The sequence below is a fragment of the Arthrobacter globiformis genome (assembly GCF_030818015.1).
GTDB lineage: Bacteria > Actinomycetota > Actinomycetes > Actinomycetales > Micrococcaceae > Arthrobacter > Arthrobacter globiformis_C.
The window spans coordinates 890,812-916,159 of sequence record NZ_JAUSZX010000001.1 but is presented as its reverse complement, the minus strand read 5'-3'; the positions used below and the strand labels follow the sequence as shown (position 1 = coordinate 916,159).

Here is a 25,348-nt window from a genome sequence, read left to right as displayed (position 1 = left end):
CGGAAACCGCCAAAGGAATTGCACCTATGGAACCGGTCACGGAAGAAAAGCGGTCCCGCCTGACCCATGCCGCCGCCGTCGGGGATTTCCTGGACGTCTGGCGCTGGGACGACTGGAACGAACTGCGGATCCGCTGCGTCGGGCCGATGCCTGTGATCACCACCTGGGTCAACGGCCTCAAGGTCGCAGAGCTGGACACTGCCACGCTCGAATCCCCCAACTATGATCCCGAGGCCATCTTTCGAGTGCTCGGCGACCGGGGGCACATCGCCCTCGAGGTCCACGACAACGATGCCATGTCCGGCGAAGCCCGGTGGGGAAAGGGCACAATGCCGGTGGCGGAACATCCGCATCAGGGAACTGAACCCCGAATCCGAGAGGCACGCGCAATGATCCGCACACTTCGGGCCGGACAGCGGTGTGAGGTCTGGATTGCCTCCGTTACCGGCGAGCGCGACCTGGTTTTCGCCACCGAGGACGTGCTCCTGGAGGCGCCCAACTGGACGCTCGACGGCGGGGCACTGGTCTTCAACGGCGACGGGAAGCTGTGGACGTTCGACGTTGCCGGCCGGAGCATCCGCCAGGTCCCGCTTACCGGGATCCCCGACCTCAACAACGACCACGTCCTGGACCCTGACGGCGAGCACATCTTCCTTTCGGCCAACGACGGCCACATCTACCGCGCGGCCCTGGCTGGCGGACAGGCCGCACGCATCACCAAGGACGACGGCTCGTTCCACTTCCTGCACGGCGTCAGCCCGGACGGCCAGGAACTGGCCTACGTCGGCATCGAATCCGGCGAATTCACCCAGCCGGGCCGGCTCCGGACCATTCCTGCCGGCGGCGGCGCATCCACACCCATCAGCGTCAACGGCCACTGCGACGGGCCCGAATACTCACCGGACGGCGAATGGCTGCATTTCAATACCGAGGCGTTCACCAGCAAGCCCGGCCATGCCCAGCTGGCGCGCGTGCGTGCCGTCGGCCGCAGCTCATCCAACGCCACCGGCGACAGCGGCGCCGAGCAACTCCTCAAGAGCGACACCGTCGACTGGTTCCCCCATCTCTCGCCCGACGGCCGTCTGGCCAGCTACATCCGTTTCCCCAGCGGCACGGTGGGCCACCCAGCGGACCTGCCGGTCGACGTCGTACTTGTCTCAACCGATGACTGGGCCGCGCCGCTGCAGAGCTGGGCCCTCTTCGGAGGCCAGGGGACGCTCAACGTCAACGGCTGGGCGCCCGATTCCACCCGGTTCGCGTACGTCGCGTACCCCCTCGCCACCGCCGATTCGATAAAGGACTAACGTGACCAACCACCCCAATGGCACCTCCGACGGCCACATCCGCTGGGGAATCCTCGGCACGGGATTCATCGCGGGCCTGCAAACGCAGGACCTGGCCGAGAACGGCTTCACGGTGCAGGCCGTCGGTTCCCGCAACGCCGCATCGAGCAGGGCCTTCAGTGAAAAGTTCGACATTCCCACCGCACATGCAAGCTACGAAGCATTCGTCGCGGACCCGGACGTCGACGTCGTTTACATTGCCTCACCGCACACGTACCATCATGCCCACGCGCTGCTCGCCCTGAACGCCGGAAAGCACGTGCTGGTGGAGAAGCCGTTCACCATCAACGCCCGGGAAGCGCAGGAAATCTTTGCGCTGGCTGAGGCCAAGGGGCTCGTGGCACTGGAGGCCATGTGGAGCCGCTTCCTCCCCCATATGGCCCGCCTCCGCGAGATCGTCGCTGAGGGCTCACTCGGGCAGATCCGGAAGGTCACGGCCAGCCACAACCAGAACCTTCCCAAGGATCCCGCGCACCGGCTCAACGATCCTGCCCTGGGCGGCGGTGCCCTGCTGGACCTCGGCGTCTACCCCGTGTCCTTTGTCTTTGACGTCCTCGGCACACCGGACACCATCCGGGCCAGCGCCTCCATGACGGCCACGGGCGTGGACCGGCAGACGGCAGCGATCTTCGAGTACCCGGACGGACAGCAGGCAATCGTGGACTGCGCCCTGGACACCGCTTCAAACAACCGCGCCGCCATCATCGGGACGGAGGGGTGGATCGACATCGAACCCACCTGGTACAACCCGACGCCCTTCACCCGGTTCGACAATGCGGGCAAGGTCCTGGAGAGCTTCGACCAGCCGGTGACCAGCAGGGGGATGCAGTACCAGGCAGCCGAGATGGAAGGCCTTATCCGGGCCGGCCGCACCGCGGGTACGGTTCTTCCCCCGGGTGAGAGCGTGGCAGTCATGGCCGCGATGGACGAGATCCGCCGCCAGATCGGCCTCAAGTACGACGCCGACGGGAACCCCAATGACTGAAACTGTCCAGTCCCGGATCACCGAACTGCAGCTGCACGAGGAAGAACTCGTCTTCCCCGGATTCGACCACCACGATGCGTTCCTGCAGACGGCCGCAGGCTAAGTGCCGTGGCGGCGCTCCCCGGTGTGTCCGCCCACAATCTGTTCATAGAGCGCCAAGTGGTCCGCCACCATGCGGGCCGAGCTGAAGCGCTGCTCCACCGAGGCGCGGCAGGCCTCACGACTGAGGCCTGCGGCTTGGGCGGCGAATCCTGCCAGCTGGTCGACGCTGCCCAGGTAACCCGTGACGCCATGCTCCACTATTTCCGGAGCAGCACCGGCAGGGGTCCCCACAACGGGCGTTCCGGTGGCCAGCGCCTCAATCATCACGAGGCCGAATGGCTCCGGCCACTGGATCGGATTCAGGAACGCGAGCGCGCCGCCCACCAGTTCGTATTTCCCAGCGTCGGACAGCGGCCCCGTGAACTCCACGTCGGGTCCCAGCGCCGGCTTGACGACCTCGTCGAAATAGCCCTGCTCCTCAGGGCCCTGGATCCGGGCGCTGATACGCAGAGGGATTACGGCGGCACGTGCGATGTGGATTGCTTCGAGGATGCCTTTGTCCGGGGACATCCGTCCGACAAAACAGAGATAACCGCCGTTCCCCTGGCCCACCGGAACGGACGCCACATCCATGCCATGGTGGATCACCTTCGCCACCGGGACTTCCGGCGACCGGCTGACCTGGTCATGGGAGATGGCAATGATGCCGGTGGTCTTTCCGATTGCGCTGTACAGGTCCACGGCCTGCGGGGCCAGGCGGATGTGGATGGTGGTGACCACCGGGACACCGGCCGGCCGCTGGGCATACAGCGGACCGCTCATGGTGTGGTCGTGGATGATGTCCACGCCTGCCATGCCGTCGTAGGCCCTGATGATGTGGCTCAGCTCCGACAATGCGAAACCCATGTCCGCCGGTTCCGAGGGACGCATCCGTGGAGCCAGGGGAACGGGACAGGTGCTGTCGGACGGGGCTGCCAGCAGGACGTCATGCCCGGCCGCGGCGAACCCGCGCGCAAGGCTGTCCACCACCCGTTCGGTGCCGCCGTACCCGGATGGCGGAACCGGGATCCACGGTGCCGATATCAGTCCAATGCGCATTTTGCCTCCCACGTGTGTACGGCCTGACCGCCGGGAGTTAGTCCAAACAATATGGCCGGGCCTGCCGCCAGACAAGGGCTGCGGGAAGCCCGGCTCTCCCAGACAACACTGTTCAGCCGGCGTGACCAAAGCAACTGTCGGCGCAGGAATGCCCGGGAGGGCCCGGGAGTTGTCGTAGGCATGAAGATTGAGATCTGGTCAGACGTCGCATGCCCCTGGTGCTACATCGGCAAGCGCCGGTTCGAGGCCGCCCTCGCCGAGTTCCCGCACCGCGACCAGGTGGAGGTGCAGTGGCGCAGCTACCAGCTGGACCCGACCCTGCCCGAACACTACGACGGCACTGAACTGGACTACCTCAGCACGCGCAAGGGCCTCGCTCCCGCCCAGGTCACGCAGATGTTCGACCATGTAGCAGCCCAGGCCAAAGGTGAGGGCCTCAACTACCGGTTTGACGCCGTCGTGGTTGCCAACAGCTTTACGGCCCACAGGCTGATCCATCTGGCTGCCGCGCACGGCAGGCAGGATGCGGCCAAGGAGCGGCTGCTCAGCGACCACTTCGAGCACGGCAAGGACATCGGCAGCCCCGACTACCTCGCGTCGCTTGGCGCGGACCTTGGGCTCGAGGCAGACGACGTTGCCGAGCTGTTCAGCACCGACAAGTACGCCGACGACGTCCGCCGCGACTTCGCTGAAGCCCGCGCCCTGGGCATCAGCGGCGTTCCGTTCTTCGTGGTCGACCGCAAGTACGGGCTGTCCGGAGCCCAGCCTGCGGCGAGCTTCACCATGGCCCTCGAGCAGGCCTGGCAGGAGTCGCACCCGCTGGTTATGGTCGGCAACCAGGCCGACGCCAACGACAAACCAGGTGCCGAGGCGTGCGGCCCGGACGGCTGCCCCGTCTGAGTTTTGGACAGCTGAGTGTACAAAAACCCGGACCGGAGGTTTGGTGACAGATCGCGGTAAAGTGTCCCTATGCCACGGATCTCGGCCCCCAGCAACGCTGCCCAACGCGCCGAGACCCAGCGCCGCATCCTGAACGCCTTCGGTGAGCTCCTCTTCTCCCACGGCCTGCCCGGGCTCACCATGACGGACGTCGCCCGGCACGCAGGGATTGGCCGTACGGCTGTCTACAACTACTACGCCGACATCGAAGAGCTCCTGATCGCCTACGCGCTCGTGGAGACGGAACGGTTCATGACGGGACTGCGCGAGTCGCTGTCCCGGCTGGACAATCCGGTGGACCAGCTGGCCCTGTACGTGCGTGCCCAGGTGGAGGATCTCAGCCGCCGCCATCTGCCCCCGGGTCCGGCCATGGGCTCAGTCCTCTCGCCGGCATCGTTCGCCAAGCTGGCGGACCACGTGGGCGGGCTCAACGACATGCTGCAGGACATTCTTCGCGACGGCATGGACCAGGGCTACTTCCCGGTGGCCGATCCCCTGCAGCAGGCGCAGCTGATCCACGGCACCCTCTCCTCGAGCGCCGCCCGCGGCGGCGACGCCACCGAAGACCTGGAGGAAAGAATTTCCCGGACAGTCCGCTTCATCCAGTTGGGCGCCGGGGCAAGGTTCGACGACGGCGGCCGCCCCTTGCTCCTGCAGCCGCCGGCCGCTGCGGCCGGCTAAGGGTCAGCCGGCCGAGTCCTCAGGGCTTGGCGCCCTGGGTGGGCATGACAGGCCACTGCGAGTCGTCGGCGACGCGCCGGCTCTCACGCGGGCAGCTGAGCTGGCCCGGCGTCTGGTCAACAAGCTGCGGCTTGATTAGGCCGCGGTAGTCGCTGGCCAGGATCACGTCCACGCTGGCGTCCTTGCGCCCGTCCTGGAAGTAATCGGAGCCCGGCAGATTCCGCTGGACGGTGAAGGCCGCCGACTGTCCGGCAGCACCGGAGACGACCGCCGCCACGCCGCGGTATCCGGTCTGCGTGTTGGCCACGTTGCCAACAACAAACTTCCGGACCTTGAACTCATTAGCTGCCGCCTTGGCCAGGCCGTTGCGGCTCGTGGCGTTGAGGACGTTCACCTTCACCTTGGCGGGCGGCGTGTAGTCGAAGGTTGTGGCGGGGCAGACGGAGGAGTTCTCCTGGGCCTGGATGGCGGACGGAAACTTGATCTGCCCGCTCATCACCCCCATCGCCCCCATGACTCCTGCGACAATGAGGCCCAGCAGCAGCACGAGCACCACACCGTGCAGGATCCGGCGGCGCAGCCGGCCGGGGTTCTCCCCGTGTTCGTCGTCTTCGACGAACGTGGCCCTGAGCTCCGGGCCGGTTATGACGCGGTGACCGTGGAGAACGGTCAGGTCTTTGGGTTTTCTAGCCATCGATCACAAGCACCCTTGCATGTATGGCGGTGCGCTGGTGGAGTGCTGTCCTTACCGCCCGGTGCAGGCCATCCTCCAGATAGAGAGTGCCCTGGTACTGCACCACGTGGGGAAAGAGGTCGCCAAAGAAAGTGGAGTCCTCGGCAAGGAGCGCTTCAAGGTCCAGGGTCCGCTTGGTGGTCACAAGTTCATCCAGCCGCACGGGACGGGGCGGAAGCGCCGCCCAGTCTTTGGGGGTACTGAAACCATGGTCGGGGTAAGGGCGTCCCTCGCCCACAGCTTTGAATATCACCCTGCAAGCGTAAGCAACTGGCGGGTTCTAGGGAATGTGGAATCAGCGCGCCGCGGGAGGTTGTAGCCAAACAGTAACTATGTGTCACATGCTGGCCTCTACCCGCCGTCTGGGCGGATCGGCCCGTGCCGGCTGACAGAATGGAGCCATGACTGCTCCTTCAGCGAACCCCGCCACCGGGTTCGGCGCCCACACGCCGTCGGCACCCGCCCTGGCCCTTCTCCTGGACGTCGACGGCCCGGTCGCCAGCCCGGTGACCAGGGATGTGAAACCGGAAATCATTGCCGATCTGGTGGCCCTCGCGAACGCCGGGATACCGGTCATATTCAACACCGGGCGTTCGGATGCGTTCATCCGCGAGCAGGTCATGGCGCCCATGATCGCAGCCGGAATGCCCGGCGGAACGCTGATCCACGCCATCTGCGAAAAGGGCGCCGTGTGGTTCAGCTACACGGCTGCCGGCCCCGGACCCATCCACGTGGACCACGAGCTTGCCGTGCCGGCGGCCTACGGCGACGATATCCGGCGCATGGTGGCTGAGGATTACGCGTCCCACATGTTCTTCGATGAAACCAAGCGCGCCATGGTGTCGGTGGAGCAGCATATCGAGGTGCCCAGCAGTGAGTACCTCGCCGAGCAGAAGCTGTTTGATGCCGAGGCCCTGGAGCTCATGGAGCGCTACGGTTTCGGCGTGGTACGGCTGGAGCACCACGCACCGAACTCCGACGACGAGATTGACTACCGCGTGGACCCCACCATCATTTCCACGGACATTGAGTCGGTCCGGCTGGGCAAGGACCTCGGCGCAAGCCGCGCGGTGGAGCTCCTGGCGGCCCAGGGAATCACGCCGCAGGCCTGGCGGACGGTCGGCGATTCCCGCACGGACTACGCCATGGCCGATTGGCTTCACCACAACGACCACCCCGTGAAACACGTCGACGTCCGCCCTGCGGACGGCGTCCCGGCCAAGCCCTACGACGTTCTCACCGCCGTCGACCTGGGTATGCCGGAAACGGTCATTCACGACGACGCCGGGGCGGCGTTCCTGTCCAGTTGGCGTCAGGCGCTATTCGGCTGAGCCCGCTGCCGCGGCCGCGGGATAAGGGCCAGAGCACAGAGTGGCGGGCCACCGCCCTCCCGCTGCCCGACATGTTTTATCGGCAGGACTATCATGCAAGTAAGACTTCACCCCTAGCAGCTTGGGAGAAACACCATTACCGACGTGACGGTTCAGGACGACATCTACTACGGCGGTCAGGCATCCGAGGACGTACCCGCGCTCGCGGAAGTAACGTCGCCGGCGGCTGTGGCGCGCCTCAAGCACCGCCCCGACGTCGTTCGCCGGTCAGGCCGGTATGCGCTGATCAACGACACACGGACGCCCTACCAGGCCATGGTTGAGGACCTGCTCTTCCTGCGGAATGTGCTGGACGGGGCCGGGCTGGATTACCTGCTGGTCCGGGGCAACAACGACCGTCCGGTGATCGCCCTCGACTGGAAGGACCGCAAGAAACTGCGGTCCGCCCTTGTGGACGCCTGCCGGAACGAGCCTTTCTACTCTATGACCGTGGACGCGAAGAAGAAGACGTCCGTCCTCGTGGCCGACGGCGAACTCTCCGTCAACCGGCAGGCACGCATCTTCCGGTTGTACCGCCCGCGGGTTGAGCCCTACGGCGGGTTCGAATTTGGTGCCTCCGCGGGCGTCCAGGTGGAGCTGTGGAGCTTCCTGGGCAACGAAGTAATCCTGCCGATCGAGAACTCCCTGACCCGCCGCACCATGATGGCGCACGACGCCGTCCGCGGAACGGTTGAGCGCTATGGCCACACGTGGCCCACCATCGAGAACATGTTCGCCGACCACGCAAGCGACATCAGCTTTGATATCGACATGGTCTTCTCCTGGGTGGACGGCACCTCCCCGGAGTACATCGCCGCCCGCCGTGCCCGGATGGCGGGAGCCGTCCTTGGCGAAGGCGACGACCACGAGGCGCGCTACCGGCAAATCAATGAGCTCAAATACGCGCTCCGGTCGGTGTACATGTTCGCACCGTGGGTCCGCCGCATCTTCATCGCCACGGACTCCCCCGCGCCGGAATGGCTGAACGACCACCCGTCCGTGACCATTGTCCGGAGCGAGGAGTTCTTCGCCGACCCGTCGGTGCTGCCCACGCACAACTCCCAGGCCGTGGAGTGCCAGCTGCACCACATCGAGGGCCTCTCCGAGCACTTCCTCTACTCCAATGACGACATGTTCTTCGGGCGGCCTGTCGGCCCGGACATGTTCTTCACACCGGGTGGCATCACCAAGTTCATCGAGGCGGAGACCCGCATCGGCCTCGGCGACAACGACGCCGAACGCAGCGGCTTCGAAAACGCGGCCCGGGTCAACCGGAAACTGCTCTGGAACCGCTTTGGCCGGATCACCACCCGCCACCTGGAGCACACGGCGGCCCCGCTACGGCGCAGCCTGGTTGCCCAGATGGAGCAGGAGTTCCCCGCGGAGTTCGCGAACACTGCCGCCAGCACATTCAGGGCCGCAGACAACATCTCCGTCACGAATTCCTTCTACCACTACTACGCGCTGCTGACCGGCCGGGCCGTAACCCAGACGGCAGCAAAGGTGCGCTACGTGGACACCACGCTCCGGTCGGGACTGAACTACCTGCCCAAGCTGCTGACCAAGCGCAACATGGACTTCTTCTGCCTCAATGACGGCAGTTTCCCGGAGGTTCCGGCCGACGAACGTGCGGAGCTGGTTACGGACTTCCTGGAGAAGTACTACCCGATCAAGGCGCCCTGGGAAAAGTAGGCTCCAGATCGCAGAAAACCCCGCCGGATCTGACCAGTTCAGATCCGGCGGGGTTTTCTTGTATGTACTGACGCTACTTCCGTGCGAGCATTGGGCGTTTGGCCCCTTCGGGGATGCGGATTCCGGCTGCTGCCAGACGGCGTTCCGTCTCCTCGGGGCTGACATACTCGCCCACGGTCGGAGTTGCGCCCAGCGGCACTACTGAATGCACCACCGTGTGCTCATAAACGTGCACCAGGTTGAAGGCCTGCCCGCCGTCGCGGCCGCGCGTGCCGCCCACCGGAACGTTCAGGTCCTGGGTGTAGCACGTCGCCGAGGCCACAGACACGGGGATGCCGGCGAAGCTCGCCGTCGTGGAGTAATGGAGGTGCCCGGCGAGGATGCTACGGACATCCGAGTTCCGGACTACGGCTGCCAGGGACGCCTGGTCGCGGAGCTCCACCAGCACGGACAGGTCCAGCACCGACGGAACCGGCGGATGGTGCAGGGCCAGGATGGTGCCGTCCGGCGCTGGGGTCTCCAGCTGCCCGGCAAGCCAGTCCAGCTGGTTGTCACTGAGTTCCCCGTGGTGGTAGCCGGGCACGGACGTATCCATGGTGATGACGCGCAGCCCGTTGACGTAGTAGCTGTGGTCGACGGGATCGTCGTTGCCCGGCTGATCGAACAGGCCGGCCCGGAAGTTGGCGCGGTTGTCATGGTTGCCCATGGCCCAGATGACCTGGGCACCGAGATCCCGGCACGCGGGCTCCACGATCGCGCGGAGCTTTGCGTACGCCTCGGGATCACCTTTGTCTGCCAGGTCGCCGGTGAATATTACGGCTTCCGGGCGCGCGCCCGAGGCCTGAACCTCGTCGAAGAGCTGGATCAGGCGGGCTTCGCTGTCAACTGCGCCGTATAGGGGGTCCGGACCTCCCAACAGGTGGGGGTCACTCAGGTGGAGTAGAAAATGGCGTGGCCGGGGATGCTCGGCCTCGATGAGCTCCATTGCTGCCTTCGCGGTAGTTAGGAAGCGGGCGCCTCCTGTGTCCCTCTCAGTACGTTCCATCCAACCAGATAAAAAGCGAACTATGGGGAAACGGGAGTTTGCATGTTGAAAAATTACAACACCGCCGCCGCTTTCGGGCTACCTTCCTCGCTTTCGTTTCCTCGCACGGTCATCACCCGATGACCGCTTCATTTCTTTGCCGCGCATTGTTTGATTTGCCGCATTCCGCAGGTACCTCACGGACAGTGGGCTATGCGCCCGGCAGCTTCGCCGCAGAGATGAAGGGGGAAATCCCCCGGGCAGTTCCGGGCGGAATGCTCTTCCGGAAAGTGCCCGGCTTACCGTGCCTGGGGCCGCTGGCAACGCGGACGACGGCGTGCTGCAGCGCTGGGCAGGCCAGCCACCCAGCAAATCTGGTACAGCCCGCACATCCGCCGTCGGCGGACGCATCCGCCGCCAGACCTGCATCACCCGTGGGGCATCCGAAACCCGGGCGTGTTCCGTCGGGTGTCGGCGGAATCGTTTGGAGGGAAGTCACAGTGTGCTCTCTCGCCGGGTGCATAGCTGTCACTAATGACAACGGCATTGGCCTCTGTTGCATTCCCTGGACCTCCTCACCATTTGGCTTCCCCGGTAAGCGAACAGCCCGACGTCGGCTGCCCGCCACCATTTACGGCGCCGCCGTGGGCTCCGCCGTCGGAACGGCTTCTGCCGCGGCAGAATCCCCGGTTGGCGCGGCACTTGGCGACGTCACGGCTGCCGGTTCCGACGTGGGAACTGGCGCCGGTGCTGGCCCAGCCGGAACCGTGGTTACGGGGGCCGCCGGCGTGGGGACCGGATCCTGCACAGGTGCCGGAGCGGGCTCGATGGGGGCAACTTCCGTCGGGGCAGGCGTGATCGGCGCGGGAGGTGCGACCGGCTCGGTGGGTGCCGGGGGCACGGGGTCCGCCGGGACCGCCGGGACCGCCGGCTCGATGGGGGCAACTTCCGTCGGGGCAGGCGTGATCGGCGCGGGGGGTGCGACCGGCTCGGTGGGTGCCGGGGGCACGGGGTCCGCCGGGACCGCCGGCTCGGGGGGAGTCGGATCAGCCGGAGCCGGGACCGCCGGCGGCGTGGTGGGAGTCTGCGTCGGAGTGGGTGTGGGGGTAGGAGTCGGCGTCGGTGTGGGAGTTGGCGTCGGTGTGGGAGTCGGCGTCGGCTTGGGTTTGGCCGTCGCAGGAGGCTTCGGCGGCGTTGGCGTGGGGCTTGTCGTACTTGTCGTAACAGTCGGAGTTGCCGCCGTGGGGGAGGTCGATGGACCGGACGAGGTTGGACCGGAGGTCGACGAGCTGGCAACGAGGGTGGTTCCCACGGAGGTTGACGGGCCGCTGCGCGGGTTGGCCACTGCGGCTGCGGTGACCGGCGTCAGGCCGTCATCCGTGTTGCCCGGTCCGCTGTTGCCTGGGATGTTGGGGATGGCCCACCCGGAGGTGGTGGCCGAACCGCTTTCGAAGCTGGTAAAGACGGCGGGCGCCAGTGCGTCGGTCTGCCGGATGGGCAGGAGGGTCCACTTCATCGGGTCCTCGTGCTGACCGTTCTTGATCACCTCGAAGTGCAGGTGGCAGCCGGTGGAGGATCCAGTGGTGCCTACCTCCGCGATGATCTCTCCTACCCGCACCTGGTCGCCCTTTTCGACGGCGATGCCCTGCAGGTGGTTGTACGTGGTGATCAGGCCGTTGCCGTGGTCAATTTCCACCCTGTTGCCGCCGCCCCAGGGGTGCCATCCGGCGGCTCGCACCACGCCGGCGTCGGCTGCGTAGACACGGGTGCCACAGGCGGCGGAGAAGTCCTGGCCCCAGTGGAACTCTCCAGCTTCGCCGGTGATCGGGCTGTGCCGCAGGCCGAACGGGGAACTGGGAGTCAGCACCTCCAGGGGTGCCATGAGGAAGCCTGCCCCGGGCCGCTTCAGCGCGGTGGAAGCCACACCGGGAGATTTGGCGGTGCCCGTCTTTATTGCCTTGACGGCGGTATTCGACACGGTGCGTCCGGTGGGAGCCTTCGCCGGTGCGGCGATGCCGGAGCCGCTGATCGGGTACCCGGGCGGGGTGGTGTCGGGATCAAGGAGTTCCGGCCCGACAACTCCCGAGGGAGGGGCAATTGGGACGGCAGCACCCACGGGCTGCTGGATCGGGGCAGCGGGCCCCTGGAACCCGAAGGCAAAGACGGAGAAGCCGACAACCACCGCCGCGGATAGGCTCCGCAAGGCGATCCGGCCAGGGCCGGTCACCCTCGGTGTATGCTCGGGTCCCCCATGATTTGCCACAGAATTCTCCTGGATCAGTACCCGCCAGACTTCCTGTCTCGACGAGCGTGTCCTCCATTGTGGCCACAGGCTCTAGCACGGCGAAACCCCTAAAACGGGGGGGTCACGTGGCATGCATCCATAGGCTTAACCGGCCAGCCTCGACGCGCGAGAATGAAACATGCGGACTTTCCTGAGGAAATGGCAGGCGGAACTGAAACGCACACTGACCGGCAGCCCGGATGCGCTGCCGGACTGGGTCCGGAAGTTTGCCCAGGGAGACGACGCCGGGTACTTCCTCCCCGGCTCTGCGGTCTGGGCCGTCCACGCCGGCATGCCCACCATCATCGGCGGCATCCGTGCCCTGCTGATGCAGACCCTCCACCCCGGCGTCCTCGCCGGTGTCCACGACCACTCAAATTTCCGTGAGGACACGCTGGGCCGACTGGCCCGGACCACGGCGTGGATCCACGCCCTCACTTACGGATCCACAGCTGTTGCCCAGGCGGCAACCGCGAGGGTGGTCCGGCTGCACGAGTCCGTTATCGGCAAGTACGTCGACGGCGGCGGCACCGTCATCGAGTACTCCGCCAACGATCCTGAACTTCTCCGCTGGGTGCACATCACGTTCACGGACTCGTTTCTGCGCGCGCATGAGCTGTGGGGCGGCACCATTCCGGGCGGCCCGGACGCCTATGTGCGCGAATGGGCGCAGGCTGGCAGGCTCATGGGCGTGGAGTTCCCGCCGGAGAGCAAAGCCGCCCTCGACCGGGAGCTCGGAAAATGGCTTGCTTCCGGGATTCTTCGCGGCGATAACCGGGTTGCCGAAACAGTCGCCTTCATCCGGGATCCGCCCCTTCATCCCCTGCTGAAGCCGGGTTACCGAGTGCTGTTCGAGGCCGCCGTCCTGAGTCTGGAGCCTGAATACCGCCGGCTGCTCGGACTGCATACTGCCCGGCTGGGTCCCCTGCCGCTGCCCGTGAGGCCGGCCGCCAGGGCGACCCTCGCCGTCGTCCGTTTGGCCCTGGGCAGGGCCAGCCCCAGCGAGCTCGCCGCCCGCCAACGGCTCCGCAGACTTGGCGTGGCCTAGCCCCCGTACTCGACGTAGAAAAAAGGACGCAGAAAACAGAAAACCCGGTCCTGACGAAGTCAGAACCGGGTTTTCCGTTGGCGGAGAATGGGGGATTTGAACCCCCGAGGGCGTTAACCCAACACGCGTTCCAGGCGTGCGCCATAGGCCGCTAGGCGAATTCTCCAGCTGCTCTTGAACCAAAAGCAGATACTAGAATACCTGAACTTTCCGGCATCTCCCAATCGGCCGAAAATGGTGCCATGTCCCAGCTGCATGCGCTCGTGGTTTACGTTCCCGAATCCCACGCCGAGGCGGTGCTCACCGCCATTGGAGATGCCGGCGCCGGGAGGCTGGGTGACTACTCGCACTGCTCCTTCACGTCGCCGGGTACAGGACGATTTACCCCCTTGCCCGGAGCCCGACCCTACATCGGCACCGCCGGCGAGCCGGAGGAAGTTTCCGAGGTCCGGATCGAGTGCATCGTGGAAGAGGACGTGCTTGACGCCGTCGTGCAGGGATTGCGGCGGGCCCACCCCTACGAGGAGCCGGCGTTCATGAGCTGGCGCGTGAACGGGCACCGCTAAGACGACGGCGGCGGCCGCCCCAACCCCAGGGGAGCCGATTCGGGCCACGCCCAAAGTTCGGGTAAAGTATCTGACGGCCCCTCATGTGGCGTCATCCTGTTGAACTCCCCCAGGACCGGAAGGTAGCAAGGGTAGATGGGCTCTGGCGGGTGCATGAGGGGTCTCTTATTTAATGTCAGTCCCTATAGGTAGGTTTTCCCTGTGACTGTTACAACTGCCCTTTACCGCAGGTATCGCCCGGACTCGTTCGCGGACGTTATCGGGCAGGAACACGTCACGGAGCCGCTGATGACGGCGCTGCGCAAGAACCGCGTGAACCACGCCTACCTTTTCTCCGGCCCGCGCGGCTGCGGCAAGACCACGTCTGCGCGCATCCTGGCGCGCTGCCTTAACTGCGCGAAGGGCCCCACAGACACCCCGTGCGGCGTCTGCCCCAGCTGCGTCGAACTCGCCCGCGGCGGTGCCGGCTCCCTCGACGTCATCGAGATCGACGCCGCCAGCCACGGCGGCGTGGACGACGCCCGCGACCTCCGGGAACGCGCCACCTATGCTCCGGTGCGGGACCGCTACAAGATCTTCATCATTGACGAGGCCCACATGGTCACCTCGGCGGGCTTCAACGCCCTGCTGAAAATCGTCGAAGAGCCGCCGGAACACATCAAGTTCATCTTCGCCACCACCGAGCCGGACAAGGTCATCGGGACCATCCGGTCGCGCACGCACCACTACCCGTTCCGGCTCGTTCCGCCGGAGCCGCTTATGGCTTACCTCGAGCAGCTCTGCCAGCAGGAAAACGTCCCCGTGGCCCCCGGTGTGCTGTCGCTGGTGATCCGCGCAGGTGCTGGGTCCGTGCGGGACTCGTTGTCCGTGCTGGACCAGCTCATGGCAGGCGCCGGACCCAACGGCCTCGATTACGAACTCGCCGTGGCACTCCTCGGTTACACACACGCCTCGCTTCTGGACGACGTCGTCGAGGCAATCGCCGCTTCCGATGCCGCCACGGTCTTCCGTGCCGTGGACCGCGTCATCCAGACGGGGCACGATCCCCGCCGCTTCGTGGAGGACCTCCTGGAGCGCTTCCGCGACCTCATCATCGTGCAGGCCATGCCGGAAAGCGCCCAGGCCATCCTCCGCGGCATGCCGGCCGACCAGATCGCCCGGATGCAGAGCCAGGCACACAATCTCGGCGCAGCCGAGCTGTCTCGCGCGGCCGACGTCACCAACACCGCGCTGACGGAGATGACGGGTGCCACGTCGCCGCGGCTGCACCTGGAACTGCTCTGCGCCCGCATCCTGCTGCCCAGTTCCGAGCAGACCGAACGCGGCATCGCTGCCAGGATCGACCGCGTGGAGCGTCGCCTGAACTACGGAGGGTCCGACGCCGGTGTTCCCGCCACCGCGTCAGTTGCGCCGGCCGTGCCAGCGCCTGCGGCAGCCGCGCCTGCTCCTCCTGCCACTGCTGCACCTGTTCCGTCTGCCGCTCCTTCCCTGAACGCTCCGGCAGCTTCGGCGAGAGTTCCCGCCGCTCCGGCAGAGGCCGCTCCGGCGTCCGCCCCGGCTCCGGCGCAGGGCGCGCCGCAGAGCCCGCCCAGCATCCAGGACGCACCCGGACGGGAAGCGCTGGCCGCACCACGGATCACCACTGGTGACTGGCCCATGGATGACACCGCCGCACGCGACCACCGCCCGGCCTCGGGCTCACACGACGGCCAGGGCCGGGACTTTGTTGACCAGCGTCCCGCGGCTTCGCAGGCACCGGAGTCCGCCCCGCGGCCTGAACAGGCCCCGCGCCAACAGGCCCAAGGCCCCCAGCTGCTGGCGGCACAGGCAGCCCCTTCGACTCCGGCCCCGCAGTCCCACGCCCAGCCCTCTTCGAGTACAGCCTCTGCCGGTGCAACTCCCGCCGGTGGGCACGCCGACGTGGAGGTACTCCGCCGCGCCTGGCCTGAGGTCCTGCAGACCCTGGCAAGAATCAAGCGGAGCACGTGGGCGCTCGTGGAGCCCAATGCCCAGGTCGGCCAGTTCGACGGCCAGGTCCTGACGCTCGTCTTCACCACCCCCGGGCTGGCCGGTGCCTTCGGCAGGGCAGACCACTCCGAGAATCTGCGCCAGGCCATCCACAAAACGATAGGCATCGACTGCCAGATCACCGCCGTGGCAGGCGCCGGCAGCTCAGCGAGCTCTGAACCAAACCCAAAAGCGCCTACTAGCCGGGATATTCCGGCTGCCACTACGGACGCGGATTGGGGCCTGGCCCCTGCCCCGGGTGGCTCCGGCGAGCCGGAGTCCGTCCCTGCCCGTCCTCCGGCAACAGGTTCGGCTCCGGCGTCGCCAACTGCGTCCACTGCGCCCGCGGCGGGGCATGCCTCTCCTTCTTCGCCGGAGGCTCGAGCGGTTTCCGCGCCGCAATGGTCAGGACCGACCATCACGGCGTCCCGGTCGGACACCGCAGCCCCCGCCGGCGTCGGAAGCGCTACCGCCGCATCAGCCACTACCGCACCCGCTCTCCCTGCCGCACCTGTCGGCGCCGGCGGCGCTGCTGGAGCATCCGGCCATGCACCGACCGTGTCGCCCCAGCAACCCGCCACACAGCCGGTGGCCACGGAGCCGGCTGCTTCACAGGTGCCTGTCCCCCAATCCTCTGCAGCACAGGGGCAGGCACGTGGACCGCAGCAGCAAGCCGGCGACTATTCCCATCCGGATGACGACTGGGGCCCTCCGCTGGACGAGGACGCACCTCCGCTGGAAGAAGAGCCTCCCATGGACTGGGAGCCGCCGCGCCAGTGGCAGGGCAGCCCTGCGCCGTCGTCGGGGCCGGAGATGTCGTCGGCGCCGGAGATAAAGGCACCGGAGGTAACCCAGACTGCCGAGTCCGCACCGTCCGCTCCGCAGACCCGTGCAAAAAATGCTGCTCCGGCACAGGCGGAGCGCCAGCCTGCTCCAGACACCTCGGCTGATCCGTGGTCCCGTGCTGTCGAGCAGACACCTGGCGTTTGGGCTCTCGGTTCAGAAAGCAACGTGGGCAAATACCCGGGCGTGGCTGACGATGGGCGAGACGAGGAGTCAAACGGGACGGCTGCACCGGTGTACGCACCGGCCGCCGCCCAGCCGCCGCACCCCGGCGGTCCCGCCGCTGAAGGCCCGCCGTCCACTGCGCCGGGTGGGAGCGCCCCCGGTGAAGGCGCCCCGAGGGTGAGCGCCCCCGCTGAGACCCCGCCGGAAACTGCCGAGCGCAATGTGCCGGAGTTCGAGCCTGCCTACGCCATGGCATCCGCCCCGGCAGCTCCCAGCCACGAGTACGGAGCACCCACCCCACCCCAGGGTGTCCGCCCACCAGCCGTGACTACTGCCACCGATGCCGCCCCGGTCCGGGTTCCCGTGTTCGCATCACGCCCCGGACCCGCTCAGGCCGGACCAGCAGTTCAGGCCGGACCAGCGGTTCAGGCCGGGCCCGCAGTTGCGGCTGCCCGTAACACTGCATCGGCGCCCGAGACTCCCGCCAGGGGCAAGCTGAGCCTCTACCAGAGGCTCTCCAACAGCCCGGAGGCCGAGGCGGGCCGGGCCAAGGCGCCAGTGCGGAGCACCGAGGAACCGGCACAGTACGTGCAGGACATCCCCAGCGCGGATGACGAAACCATCGAGGAGTCGGGCGTCTTTGGCCGCGCCGCCGTCGAGCGTATTCTGGGCGGAAAGCTCATCGAAGAACGGTCGCTGGACGGCAGCCCCCTGATGCCCCGGTACTAGGCAGTGGCACCCGGCCCTGAAGGGGCTCCGCCCGAAGCGAGGACCCAGGGGCCGGGCAGGCCGCCCCGCGACGTCCCGGTGCCCCGTCTGGGGGCAGCGGCCAACTTTCAACCAAGCAATCGAGGAAAAAGTGTACGAGGGTGCAGTTCAGGAGCTGATCGACGAGCTCGGACGCCTTCCCGGTGTGGGACCGAAGTCTGCGCAGCGCCTGGCTTTCCACATCCTGGAGGCAGACCCCCAGGACATGAAGCGGCTGGTGGAGGCCATCACCACCGTCAAGGAGCGGGTCAAGTTCTGCGCCGCCTGCGGCAACGTGACCGAGCAGGAACTGTGCAACATTTGCCGCGACCCGAGGCGTGACCCCTCCGTCATCTGCGTCGTGGAGGAGTCCAAGGACGTGCTGGCCGTGGAGCGCACCCGCTCATTCCGGGGCCGCTACCACGTGCTCGGCGGTGCCATTAACCCGATCGCCGGCGTCGGTCCGGAGCAGCTTCGGATCCGCGAACTCCTCAACCGGCTCAGTGATGGCGCCGTCCAAGAGATCATCATCGCCACCGACCCGAACCTTGAGGGCGAGGCCACCGCCACCTACCTGGCGCGGATGCTGCAGTCCATCGGGATCGCGGTCACCCGTCTCGCTTCCGGGCTGCCCGTGGGAGGGGACCTCGAGTACGCGGACGAAGTCACCCTGGGCAGGGCCTTCGAGGGCCGCCGGAATGCCCTCAGCTGACTGCAAGGGTCACAATTCCACAGCCGGCGGACGGCGGCGATAAACTGTTGAAACCAGTATGCCGCCGTGCCGTAAGGCCGCCTGGCCTCCAGAACTCCAATTTGATCCAGTGAGGGTGCACGCATGAGTATGCCCAGTACCGATGTGAAAACCGAACTGCAGCCGCAAGAGCTGCCCGCAGTTGCTGCTGTCACCGCGCAGCTCATTGTGCAGAAGTTCGGCGGCTCCTCGGTGGCTGACGCTGAGGGCATCAAGCGCGTGGCCAGGCGCGTGGTCGACGCCCAGAAGGCCGGCAACGAAGTCGTCGTCGTCGTCTCCGCGATGGGTGACACCACCGACGAGCTCCTTGACCTTGCCGCCCAGGTCACCGACTCAGCCCCGGCCCGCGAGATGGACATGCTCCTCTCCGCCGGTGAGCGCATCTCCATGGCCCTGCTGGCCATGGCCATCAACAAGTTCGGTGCGTCCGCGCAATCCTTCACGGGTTCCCAGGCTGGCATGATCACAGACGGAATCCATGGCAAAGCCCGGATCATCGACGTCGACCCGCACCGCATCCGCACCGCCTTGGACAAGGGGCACATTGCCATCGTCGCCGGCTTCCAGGGCATGAGCCGCTCCACCAACGAGATCACCACCCTCGGCCGCGGCGGTTCGGACACGACGGCGGTGGCCCTCGCCGCCGCCCTCGAGGCAGACGTCTGCGAGATCTACACCGACGTTGACGGCATCTACACCGCGGACCCCCGCGTCGTTCCGTCAGCGCAGAAAATCGACCGCATCTCCAGCGAGGAGATGCTGGAACTGGCCGCCTCCGGCGCCAAGATCCTCCACCTCCGGTGCGTCGAATACGCCCGGCGTTTCGGCGTGCCGCTACACGTCCGTTCCTCATTCAGCCAGAACGAAGGCACCTGGGTCCTGCCCAGCGCCGATGACAAGATCACGACTCAAGAGGGAGTTGCCTTGGAGCAGCCAATCATCTCCGGTGTTGCACACGACCGCTCGGAAGCAAAGGTCACCGTTGTAGGTGTTCCGGACATCCCGGGCAAGGCAGCCGCCATCTTCCAGGTCATCGCGGACGCACACTCGAACATCGACATGATCGTCCAGAACGTCTCCACGCACGGCACCGGCAGGACCGACATCTCCTTCACCCTACCCATCGTCGAGGGCGCCGACGCCCTTGCCGCCCTCCGTGCTGCGCAGGCCGAGATCGGTTTCGAAAGCATCGAGTACAACGAGCAGATCGGTAAGCTGTCGCTGATCGGCGCCGGCATGCGCTCGCACCCGGGTGTTTCGGCCACGTTCTTCAAAGCACTGTCCGCTGCAGGCATCAACATCAACATGATCTCCACTTCAGAAATCCGCATTTCCGTTGTGACGCACGCTGACCTGCTCGATGACGCCGTCCGCGCCATCCACAAGGCATTCGACCTGGACAGCGAAGCAGTTGCCACCGTCTACGGCGGCACTGGGCGCTAAGGCGCCTGCCTCAGCGCTGTCACAGCCAGCGCTGTCATAACCTGTGCAGAAAGGAGCCCGGTGCGTTTACGCGCCGGGCTCCTTCACTTCAATAGAGGCGTTATCACTTATCCAGGTCGCTCTTGCGGACAGCATAGTGGTGCCCCTCCGAGTCGGTCTCGACTTCGAACTGGGCCAAATCATCTTCGGAAGCATGCTCATAATCGTCATGCAGGTGAACCACCGGCGCACCTGAATCGCCTACGGCGGCAGGGCCGAACACGAACCGGAGCCTGTCCGTCAGGTTCATAAAGCCAGTGAGCACATGTGCCACAAGTCCCACCCCCTTCCCTGCGTGAAGGCGTCAGAGCGTCTGCCCTTCGATTGCCAGTGCCCTTATTTTACGCCGGGACCCCGAAAAAGACCCCGGCCGGCAATGTTTCAACCGCCGGCATGATTCAGCGACTGGCATGGTTCAACGATGGCTGTAAAACGGCTGCTAGCGCAGGGACTTGTCGTCGGGGTTGCGGGGCACAACGTACGTGCTGCCGTCCGGGCGCCGGACGGTTTCCCACTGCTGCGTCTCGGCCTCACGCTGGGCGAGCAGTTCGCGGTTCTCCTCGGTCATGTCGTGCACCAGCGAGCTCCTGTTGGCGGGCCCAAAAACCGCCCTAAGCTTGCCGGTTGCCCGCATGAACCGCTGTGCGCCGTTCTCTTTTGCCAAGTTATCCACTCCATTTCGGAACTGCTGCCACCATCAATGATACGCGAACGATTAGTGCACTAATGATTGAGCATCCCGCACGTCTCGCCGCCGGCGTTAGGCCGGGAGAAGGACGACGCCGGGACTCACCTCCAGGGGTGAGTCCCGGCGTCGTCCGTCCTGGGATCAACTGCACTATGGCACCGGCCGCACCGCCACCGGTGAGCGGACGGTGTTGTCGCCTGACGTCCACGTCAGGGATCCGGTGGAGTACGCGTTCAGCGGAGCCCCTGCGGTAGTGAACGTGATGGTGAACGTGGCGCTTTCACCCTCCGCCAGCGTCACTTCTGCCGGGCTGACAGTGGCGGTGATGCCCGGAAGGGTAATGGCGGCCCGGTATGTTCCTGCCGTCACCGCCGTCACCGACCGCGTGACGGTCTGGCTGCCGGACATGGCGCCCAGCGCCACGGAGGGAAGGTTGACGTCCTTGGCTGCGATAGGTGCGACGCCAAGGTCGATTCCCTGTCCCTGGAGGAAGCCCATCCAGTCACTGATGCCGGCGTCGTAAACGAGCCCGGGGGAGTCGAACCGGGCAGGATCAACGTGGCCGGCGCCCTGGGCAAAGACGTCATGCACGTTGGTGCCCTTAGCATTGACCAGATCGTAGGCAGTAGTCATGATGGCGGATTTCACGGCCGCCGGGGACCACTGCGGGTTCTTGCCCAGCAGCAGCGCACCCGAGCCGGCGATGTGCGGCGACGCCATGGACGTGCCGGACAGGAAGCCGAAGTTCTCGCCCTTAAAACCCACGGGCGAAACCGCGGCCAGCACTGCCACACCGGGAGCCGTAACGTCAGGCTTGAGCAGGTCCCCGTTGGATGCCAGGGTGGGACCGCGTGAGGAGAACTCCGCAATCTGCGGCACCGGCGGAGGTTCGGCCCCGGTGGTGTCGGTCGCCTTCAGGCTTGCCGTCATACCCGGGGTCGCCGCCACCAGGTCCTTGATCTTCGGGTCGCCCACGTGCACCGTGGGCACGCTGTGCAGGTCGGCGTCGAGCGAGCCGGGCGTCAGGTTGACCAGGACCATGCCCACGCCGCCTGCGCGCTTGACCTCGGCACTCTTGTCAACGCGTGCCACAACGCCGCGGTCACAGACCACGATCTTGCCTGCAGTTTTGGCCGGGTCCAGGGAGTTCGGCGCGCACAGCGCCGCATCAGTTGCCAGGGCGGCGGCTGCCTTCACGTCCACGGCCAGCACGATCGGCTTGGAGTCCACCTCGCTGCTCATGACACTTGCACCGGCGAACTTGCTGCCGTCCGACAGTTCCGCGGTTCCGCGGAGCGTGTTGTCGAACGTCGAGGCTGCCACGCTGGTGATCCAGGGACCGGCGTGGTTGACGGTCGAGGCCGTCGGGCCGGAATTGCCTCCGGAGGCAGCGACAAAGATCCCTGCGGCGGCGGCGTTGAGGAACGCGAGGGAAACGGCATCGACGGTGGAGTTGTTGTTTCCCGAGATGGAGAAGTTCAGCACGTCCACGCCGTCGAGGACGGCATCCTGGATGGCGTTGAGAATGTCCGAGTCAACGCACCCGGTGGCCTCCGGAATGGCGCCTTCCCAGCAGACCTTATACACGGCAATCTTGGCCGCCGGTGCAACGCCTGAGCTCTTGCCGAAGTCGCGCCCGCCTGCCGTCTGGGTGACGTCGGCGTTTCCGGCTGCGGTGCTGCCGGTGTGTGATCCGTGGCCGCTAACGTCCAGCGGCGAGAACTTCTCATTCGGGGACCGGAATTCCGGTGGAACCGCTGCCTTGTAGGCCTTGTCGTAGAACCTGGCACCGATGACTTTGCTGTTGCATTCCGTGCCGTCGAACCCGTCGCCGGCCACGCAGTCGCCCACGAAGGTCCCGCCGTTGGCCTTGCGCATGGCGATCACGTTGCCCTGGAGGCGGAACGGCACGCCAACGTCCGGCGTGCCGGACAGCGGATCGACGGTGTCCCCGGCGAAGAACGGGTTGTCGGGCGTGTAACCGGTGTCCACCATGCCGACCACGATGCCCTTGCCCGCCTCATCCGCGCCACCGAACTGCTGGTCCCACACGCCGTCGCCGCCGGGCAGTCCAAGGAAGTCCGTGCTCGAGTAGTCCGGCTTGCGGATGCTGTCCGGGACCACGGCCAGAACGTTGGTATCACCGGCGAGCGCCTTCGCCTGGGCTGCGGAGAGAACTGCGCTGAAACCGTTGAGGGCCAGGGTGTAGCTCCTGTTGATGGTCACACCCTTGGAGGCTGCCGCCTGCCGCTGCTTGGCTTTGAGGTGCGAATCGTACTTGCGCGAGTTGGGGCCGGAGGGGTTCAGCTTCTTCCCCTTCGGCACCGCCGTGCCGGGGATGCCCGGGACGCCGCCGGAGTAAGTGGCCAGCGGTTTGTCCTTGAGCATCACGATGTAGTGGCCGTCGTCGAGCGGGGATGCTGCCGGCTGGGCAGCCACTGGCTGTAGCGTGGCCGGCTGCACCGATGCAGGTGCAGGAGCCGCCGCGGTTGGACCGGCGAGGCCCTGGCCAATGACCATGGCAAGGGCCACGGCGAATATGGCCGGCAGCCTTCTGCTATGTCCGGGGCGGGTAGTGGATTGCTGAGGGATCATGGGGGATGCCTTCCTTGGTTCAGGACCTGTAGACCTTCGGTCCCACGAACTGGACGCTCTGCCCCCCATGGGCGTCATCACTATATGGTTATGCCGCGCACCCGTTGATGTCAGAAACATACCGCGGACGCCCGCAAGAATCGATACCCTTCCGTTAGCAATTGCCGGGTACCGTTATCCGCCCGTACCGGACGGGCCGGGGCCCCGACGGTAGAATGGGAAAAACTTGAGGAGACCCGGCATGCGCAAGCAACTGATTTCTGTGCTGCTCGCCCTCGCGGCGACGGGCGGTCTCGCGGCCTGCACCCCGGACACCGGAACCGGCCAGCCTTCGGCCTCCCCCGGGACCACCACCGGCTCGACGGGGACCTCATCGCCCGGCACCGAAACCCCAGGCACCGAGACTCCGGGCACTGAAACCCCCGGCACCGGCACTCCCGGTACCCCGACGCCCGGGACAACACCGCCCGACGCCGAAACGACAGTCCCAGCGCCCGCACCCCCTGCCGCTTCTCCCCTGCCATCCGGCCCCGGCGCCGGCAATGCCGAACTGTCCATCACGGTCAAAGCGTCGAAGGACGGTAAGGCCGTCAACTACACGCTGGTCTGCAAGGGCGGCGCGCCGATGGCAGAAAGCCAGCACCCCAACGCCGCCGCAGCGTGCACGGCTCTGAAGAACAACGCAGCCATCGTGAACGGCGCCGCTCCGCCGAAAGGCATCTCCTGCACGCAGCAGTACGGCGGGCCGCAGGTGGCCACCGTGACCGGCGAAGTCAATGGCACCCCGGTGGAGACCTCCTTCGCCCTGCGGGACGGCTGCCAGATCGGTGCCTGGAACGCCGCCAAGGACATCCTCGGTGCCGCAGGCGGGGCGCTTTAGCACTGTGGCAGGCACTGCTTTGACGATCCCCGTTGCCCAGGTCCTCTCCCCCGCCGACTGGCGGGAACGCGAAGCCGCTCACGCGCGCAGGGTGCGCCGGTACGCCGATCCCTACCTTGCCCGCCGCTCCGCGGGGCGGAAGCATCCCGTGGAGGACTTCCTCTTCACGTACTACACGCAAAAGCCAGGCCAGCTGCTGCGCTGGCATCCCGGGGACGGCGTGGTCCTCTCCGGAACAGAGGCTGCCGCCCGCAAGGACTGGAAATACTACAAAGCCCTCGACGGCGGCGAGCTGGCCAGCGCGGGCCTCCCGCACGGCAGCACCGCGGTGGCGTTCGACCGGGAGGCATTCCTGGCCGAACGGCGCGACGCCCTCCTGTTTGCCCGGGTCATCCTGGCCGGAACGGCCGCGCGGCCGGCGCAGTTCGGCTGCTTCGGCCTGCATGAGTGGGCCATGGTCTACCGGCAGGAGAAGTTCGAGCTGCGCCACGAGTACCTCAAGCTGCGGCTGGGCGGCGCGGGCACGGACAAGGTGGTTGAAGACAACAGGATCCGTTGCTCCCACTTCGACGCATTCCGGTTCTACACACACGACGCCGTGCCCCTGAATGAGCTGTCACCCAGCCGGGAGAACCAGCGGAGCATGGAGCAGCCCGGGTGCCTGCATGCCAACATGGATCTCTACAAGTGGGCGTACAAGCTCTCCCCGGCCCTGCCGAGCGAACTCGTGATGGACTGCTTCGAGCTGTCGTGGCGGGTGCGGGCCATGGACATGCAGGCCTCCCCCTATGACCTCACAGACTGGGGCTACCCGGCCATTCCGATTGAGACCCCCGGCGGCAAGGCTGCTTACGTGGAGCAGCAGCGGGCCTTCTCGGCCGAAGCCCAGGCGCTGCGCGGCCGGCTGATGGCCGCCCTCGCGCCGCTCTTCGACCACTTCGGGGCGGAGGCGGAACGATGAACGCTACACCTGCATCCCCGGGCCCGGGCCCGGGCCCGGACCTGCCTCCGGACCCGGACCTGGAACTGACCGTCGCCCTCACCCACGCCCCCGGCGGCCCGGAACACGTCTTTACCCTCGTCAGCCGTTCCGGCCAGCTGGTGGAATCAACGCTGCCGGATCCGGCGGCGGCGATTGCCGCCGTCGGCCGCTTCGGCGAACGGATCTTCTTCCCCGAGCCGGGCCCGCCCAAGCTCTGCACCCAGCAGTACGGCGGCCCCCAGGTTGCCGTGGTCACCGGCACCTTCAACGGCCGTGCTGTGAACTCCCGGTTTTCCCTGACGGACGGCTGCGAAATTGCCCGCTGGCGGGCGCTGTCCCCACTGCTGGGCGGAGTAGCCGGGTCCACGGGCGCCATCTGATCCCGGCGCCATCTGCTGCCCGG

At 66.4% G+C, this 25,348-nt stretch carries 22 protein-coding genes, 1 tRNA gene and 1 other RNA gene; 15 read left to right on the top strand and 9 right to left on the bottom strand.

Annotated elements, in window-relative coordinates:
- The first annotated feature begins 26 nt into the window (after positions 1–26).
- Positions 27–1,304 (top strand): family 16 glycoside hydrolase, encoded by a 1,278-nt coding sequence (locus QFZ23_RS04320; protein ID WP_306920721.1) that lies wholly within the window; start codon positions 27–29, stop codon positions 1,302–1,304.
- 1 nt (position 1,305) lies between these two features.
- A complete protein-coding gene (locus tag QFZ23_RS04315) occupies positions 1,306–2,328 on the top strand; it encodes a Gfo/Idh/MocA family protein (protein WP_306920720.1) in 1,023 nt (340 codons plus the stop codon).
- A gap of 99 nt (positions 2,329–2,427) precedes the next feature.
- On the opposite strand, the gene QFZ23_RS04310 is transcribed toward QFZ23_RS04315, so the two are convergent.
- Entirely contained in the window at positions 2,428–3,468 is a 1,041-nt protein-coding gene (locus tag QFZ23_RS04310) for a glycosyltransferase family 4 protein (RefSeq protein WP_306920717.1), read from the bottom strand.
- Positions 3,469–3,648: 180 nt separating this feature from the next.
- Here QFZ23_RS04310 and QFZ23_RS04305 point away from each other — a divergent pair, with 180 nt between their 5' ends.
- Both QFZ23_RS04305 and QFZ23_RS04300 read left to right on the top strand, forming a co-directional pair.
- Positions 3,649–4,368: a DsbA family oxidoreductase gene (locus QFZ23_RS04305; RefSeq protein ID WP_306920715.1), complete on the top strand. Its 720-nt coding sequence runs from the start codon at positions 3,649–3,651 to the stop codon at positions 4,366–4,368.
- Positions 4,369–4,437: 69 nt separating this feature from the next.
- The gene (locus tag QFZ23_RS04300) at positions 4,438–5,088 is read left to right on the top strand and encodes a TetR/AcrR family transcriptional regulator (protein ID WP_306920713.1); all 651 of its coding nucleotides are present in this window, start codon (positions 4,438–4,440) and stop codon (positions 5,086–5,088) included.
- Positions 5,089–5,107: 19 nt separating this feature from the next.
- On the opposite strand, the gene QFZ23_RS04295 is transcribed toward QFZ23_RS04300, so the two are convergent.
- Positions 5,108–5,782 (bottom strand): LytR C-terminal domain-containing protein, encoded by a 675-nt coding sequence (locus tag QFZ23_RS04295; protein WP_306920710.1) that lies wholly within the window; start codon positions 5,780–5,782, stop codon positions 5,108–5,110.
- On the bottom strand, positions 5,775–6,074 hold the full coding sequence (locus tag QFZ23_RS04290; RefSeq protein ID WP_043417724.1) for a type II toxin-antitoxin system VapB family antitoxin: 300 nt from the start codon (positions 6,072–6,074) through the stop codon (positions 5,775–5,777). Before QFZ23_RS04290 ends, QFZ23_RS04295 begins: the two co-directional genes overlap by 8 nt.
- A gap of 148 nt (positions 6,075–6,222) precedes the next feature.
- Between QFZ23_RS04290 and QFZ23_RS04285 the strand changes: the two genes are divergently transcribed.
- Both QFZ23_RS04285 and QFZ23_RS04280 read left to right on the top strand, forming a co-directional pair.
- On the top strand, positions 6,223–7,152 hold the full coding sequence (locus QFZ23_RS04285) for a hypothetical protein (RefSeq protein WP_306920706.1): 930 nt from the start codon (positions 6,223–6,225) through the stop codon (positions 7,150–7,152).
- A gap of 144 nt (positions 7,153–7,296) precedes the next feature.
- Positions 7,297–8,883 (top strand): stealth conserved region 3 domain-containing protein, encoded by a 1,587-nt coding sequence (locus tag QFZ23_RS04280; protein WP_306920704.1) that lies wholly within the window; start codon positions 7,297–7,299, stop codon positions 8,881–8,883.
- Between the two features lie 73 nt (positions 8,884–8,956).
- On the opposite strand, the gene QFZ23_RS04275 is transcribed toward QFZ23_RS04280, so the two are convergent.
- Entirely contained in the window at positions 8,957–9,868 is a 912-nt protein-coding gene (locus QFZ23_RS04275) for a phosphodiesterase (RefSeq protein WP_306926656.1), read from the bottom strand.
- Between the two features lie 670 nt (positions 9,869–10,538).
- Positions 10,539–12,134: a M23 family metallopeptidase gene (locus tag QFZ23_RS04270; protein WP_306920702.1), complete on the bottom strand. Its 1,596-nt coding sequence runs from the start codon at positions 12,132–12,134 to the stop codon at positions 10,539–10,541.
- Between the two features lie 196 nt (positions 12,135–12,330).
- Between QFZ23_RS04270 and QFZ23_RS04265 the strand changes: the two genes are divergently transcribed.
- Complete coding sequence (locus tag QFZ23_RS04265) at positions 12,331–13,239, top strand: oxygenase MpaB family protein (protein ID WP_306920700.1); 909 nt, start codon at positions 12,331–12,333, stop codon at positions 13,237–13,239.
- Positions 13,240–13,317: 78 nt separating this feature from the next.
- On the opposite strand, the gene QFZ23_RS04260 is transcribed toward QFZ23_RS04265, so the two are convergent.
- A tRNA-Ser gene (locus tag QFZ23_RS04260) sits at positions 13,318–13,405 on the bottom strand.
- A 76-nt stretch (positions 13,406–13,481) separates the two neighbouring features.
- Here QFZ23_RS04260 and QFZ23_RS04255 point away from each other — a divergent pair.
- The 5 genes from QFZ23_RS04255 to QFZ23_RS04235 all read left to right on the top strand — a co-directional run bounded on the left by QFZ23_RS04255 (position 13,482) and on the right by QFZ23_RS04235 (position 19,761).
- Positions 13,482–13,805, top strand: a complete 324-nt coding sequence (locus QFZ23_RS04255) for a hypothetical protein (protein ID WP_306920699.1) — start codon at positions 13,482–13,484, stop codon at positions 13,803–13,805.
- A gap of 72 nt (positions 13,806–13,877) precedes the next feature.
- Positions 13,878–13,974: signal recognition particle sRNA small type (ffs, locus tag QFZ23_RS04250), an RNA gene on the top strand.
- A gap of 32 nt (positions 13,975–14,006) precedes the next feature.
- Positions 14,007–17,549, top strand: coding sequence for a DNA polymerase III subunit gamma and tau (locus QFZ23_RS04245; protein WP_306920696.1), 3,543 nt, complete (start codon positions 14,007–14,009; stop codon positions 17,547–17,549).
- Positions 17,550–17,679: 130 nt separating this feature from the next.
- Entirely contained in the window at positions 17,680–18,279 is a 600-nt protein-coding gene (recR, locus tag QFZ23_RS04240) for a recombination mediator RecR (RefSeq protein ID WP_190604438.1), read from the top strand.
- A 123-nt stretch (positions 18,280–18,402) separates the two neighbouring features.
- Positions 18,403–19,761: an aspartate kinase gene (locus QFZ23_RS04235; RefSeq protein ID WP_306920691.1), complete on the top strand. Its 1,359-nt coding sequence runs from the start codon at positions 18,403–18,405 to the stop codon at positions 19,759–19,761.
- Between the two features lie 103 nt (positions 19,762–19,864).
- Here the strand turns inward: QFZ23_RS04235 and QFZ23_RS04230 are convergent, their stop codons facing one another.
- The 3 genes from QFZ23_RS04230 to QFZ23_RS04220 all read right to left on the bottom strand — a co-directional run bounded on the left by QFZ23_RS04230 (position 19,865) and on the right by QFZ23_RS04220 (position 23,083).
- Complete coding sequence (locus QFZ23_RS04230; RefSeq protein WP_306926654.1) at positions 19,865–20,074, bottom strand: hypothetical protein; 210 nt, start codon at positions 20,072–20,074, stop codon at positions 19,865–19,867.
- A gap of 165 nt (positions 20,075–20,239) precedes the next feature.
- Positions 20,240–20,434, bottom strand: a complete 195-nt coding sequence (locus tag QFZ23_RS04225) for a hypothetical protein (RefSeq protein ID WP_373427921.1) — start codon at positions 20,432–20,434, stop codon at positions 20,240–20,242.
- Between the two features lie 204 nt (positions 20,435–20,638).
- The gene (locus QFZ23_RS04220) at positions 20,639–23,083 is read right to left on the bottom strand and encodes a S8 family serine peptidase (protein ID WP_306920687.1); all 2,445 of its coding nucleotides are present in this window, start codon (positions 23,081–23,083) and stop codon (positions 20,639–20,641) included.
- A gap of 241 nt (positions 23,084–23,324) precedes the next feature.
- On the opposite strand from QFZ23_RS04220, the gene QFZ23_RS04215 reads away from it, so the two are divergent.
- From QFZ23_RS04215 to QFZ23_RS04205, 3 genes are read left to right on the top strand one after another with little or no spacing between them, the layout of a single operon-like run.
- Positions 23,325–23,963 (top strand): SSI family serine proteinase inhibitor, encoded by a 639-nt coding sequence (locus tag QFZ23_RS04215; RefSeq protein WP_306920686.1) that lies wholly within the window; start codon positions 23,325–23,327, stop codon positions 23,961–23,963.
- A gap of 4 nt (positions 23,964–23,967) precedes the next feature.
- A complete protein-coding gene (locus tag QFZ23_RS04210) occupies positions 23,968–24,924 on the top strand; it encodes a 3-methyladenine DNA glycosylase (protein ID WP_444861244.1) in 957 nt (318 codons plus the stop codon).
- Complete coding sequence (locus tag QFZ23_RS04205; protein WP_306920684.1) at positions 24,921–25,325, top strand: serine protease inhibitor; 405 nt, start codon at positions 24,921–24,923, stop codon at positions 25,323–25,325. Before QFZ23_RS04210 ends, QFZ23_RS04205 begins: the two co-directional genes overlap by 4 nt.
- Positions 25,326–25,348 lie beyond the last annotated feature (23 nt).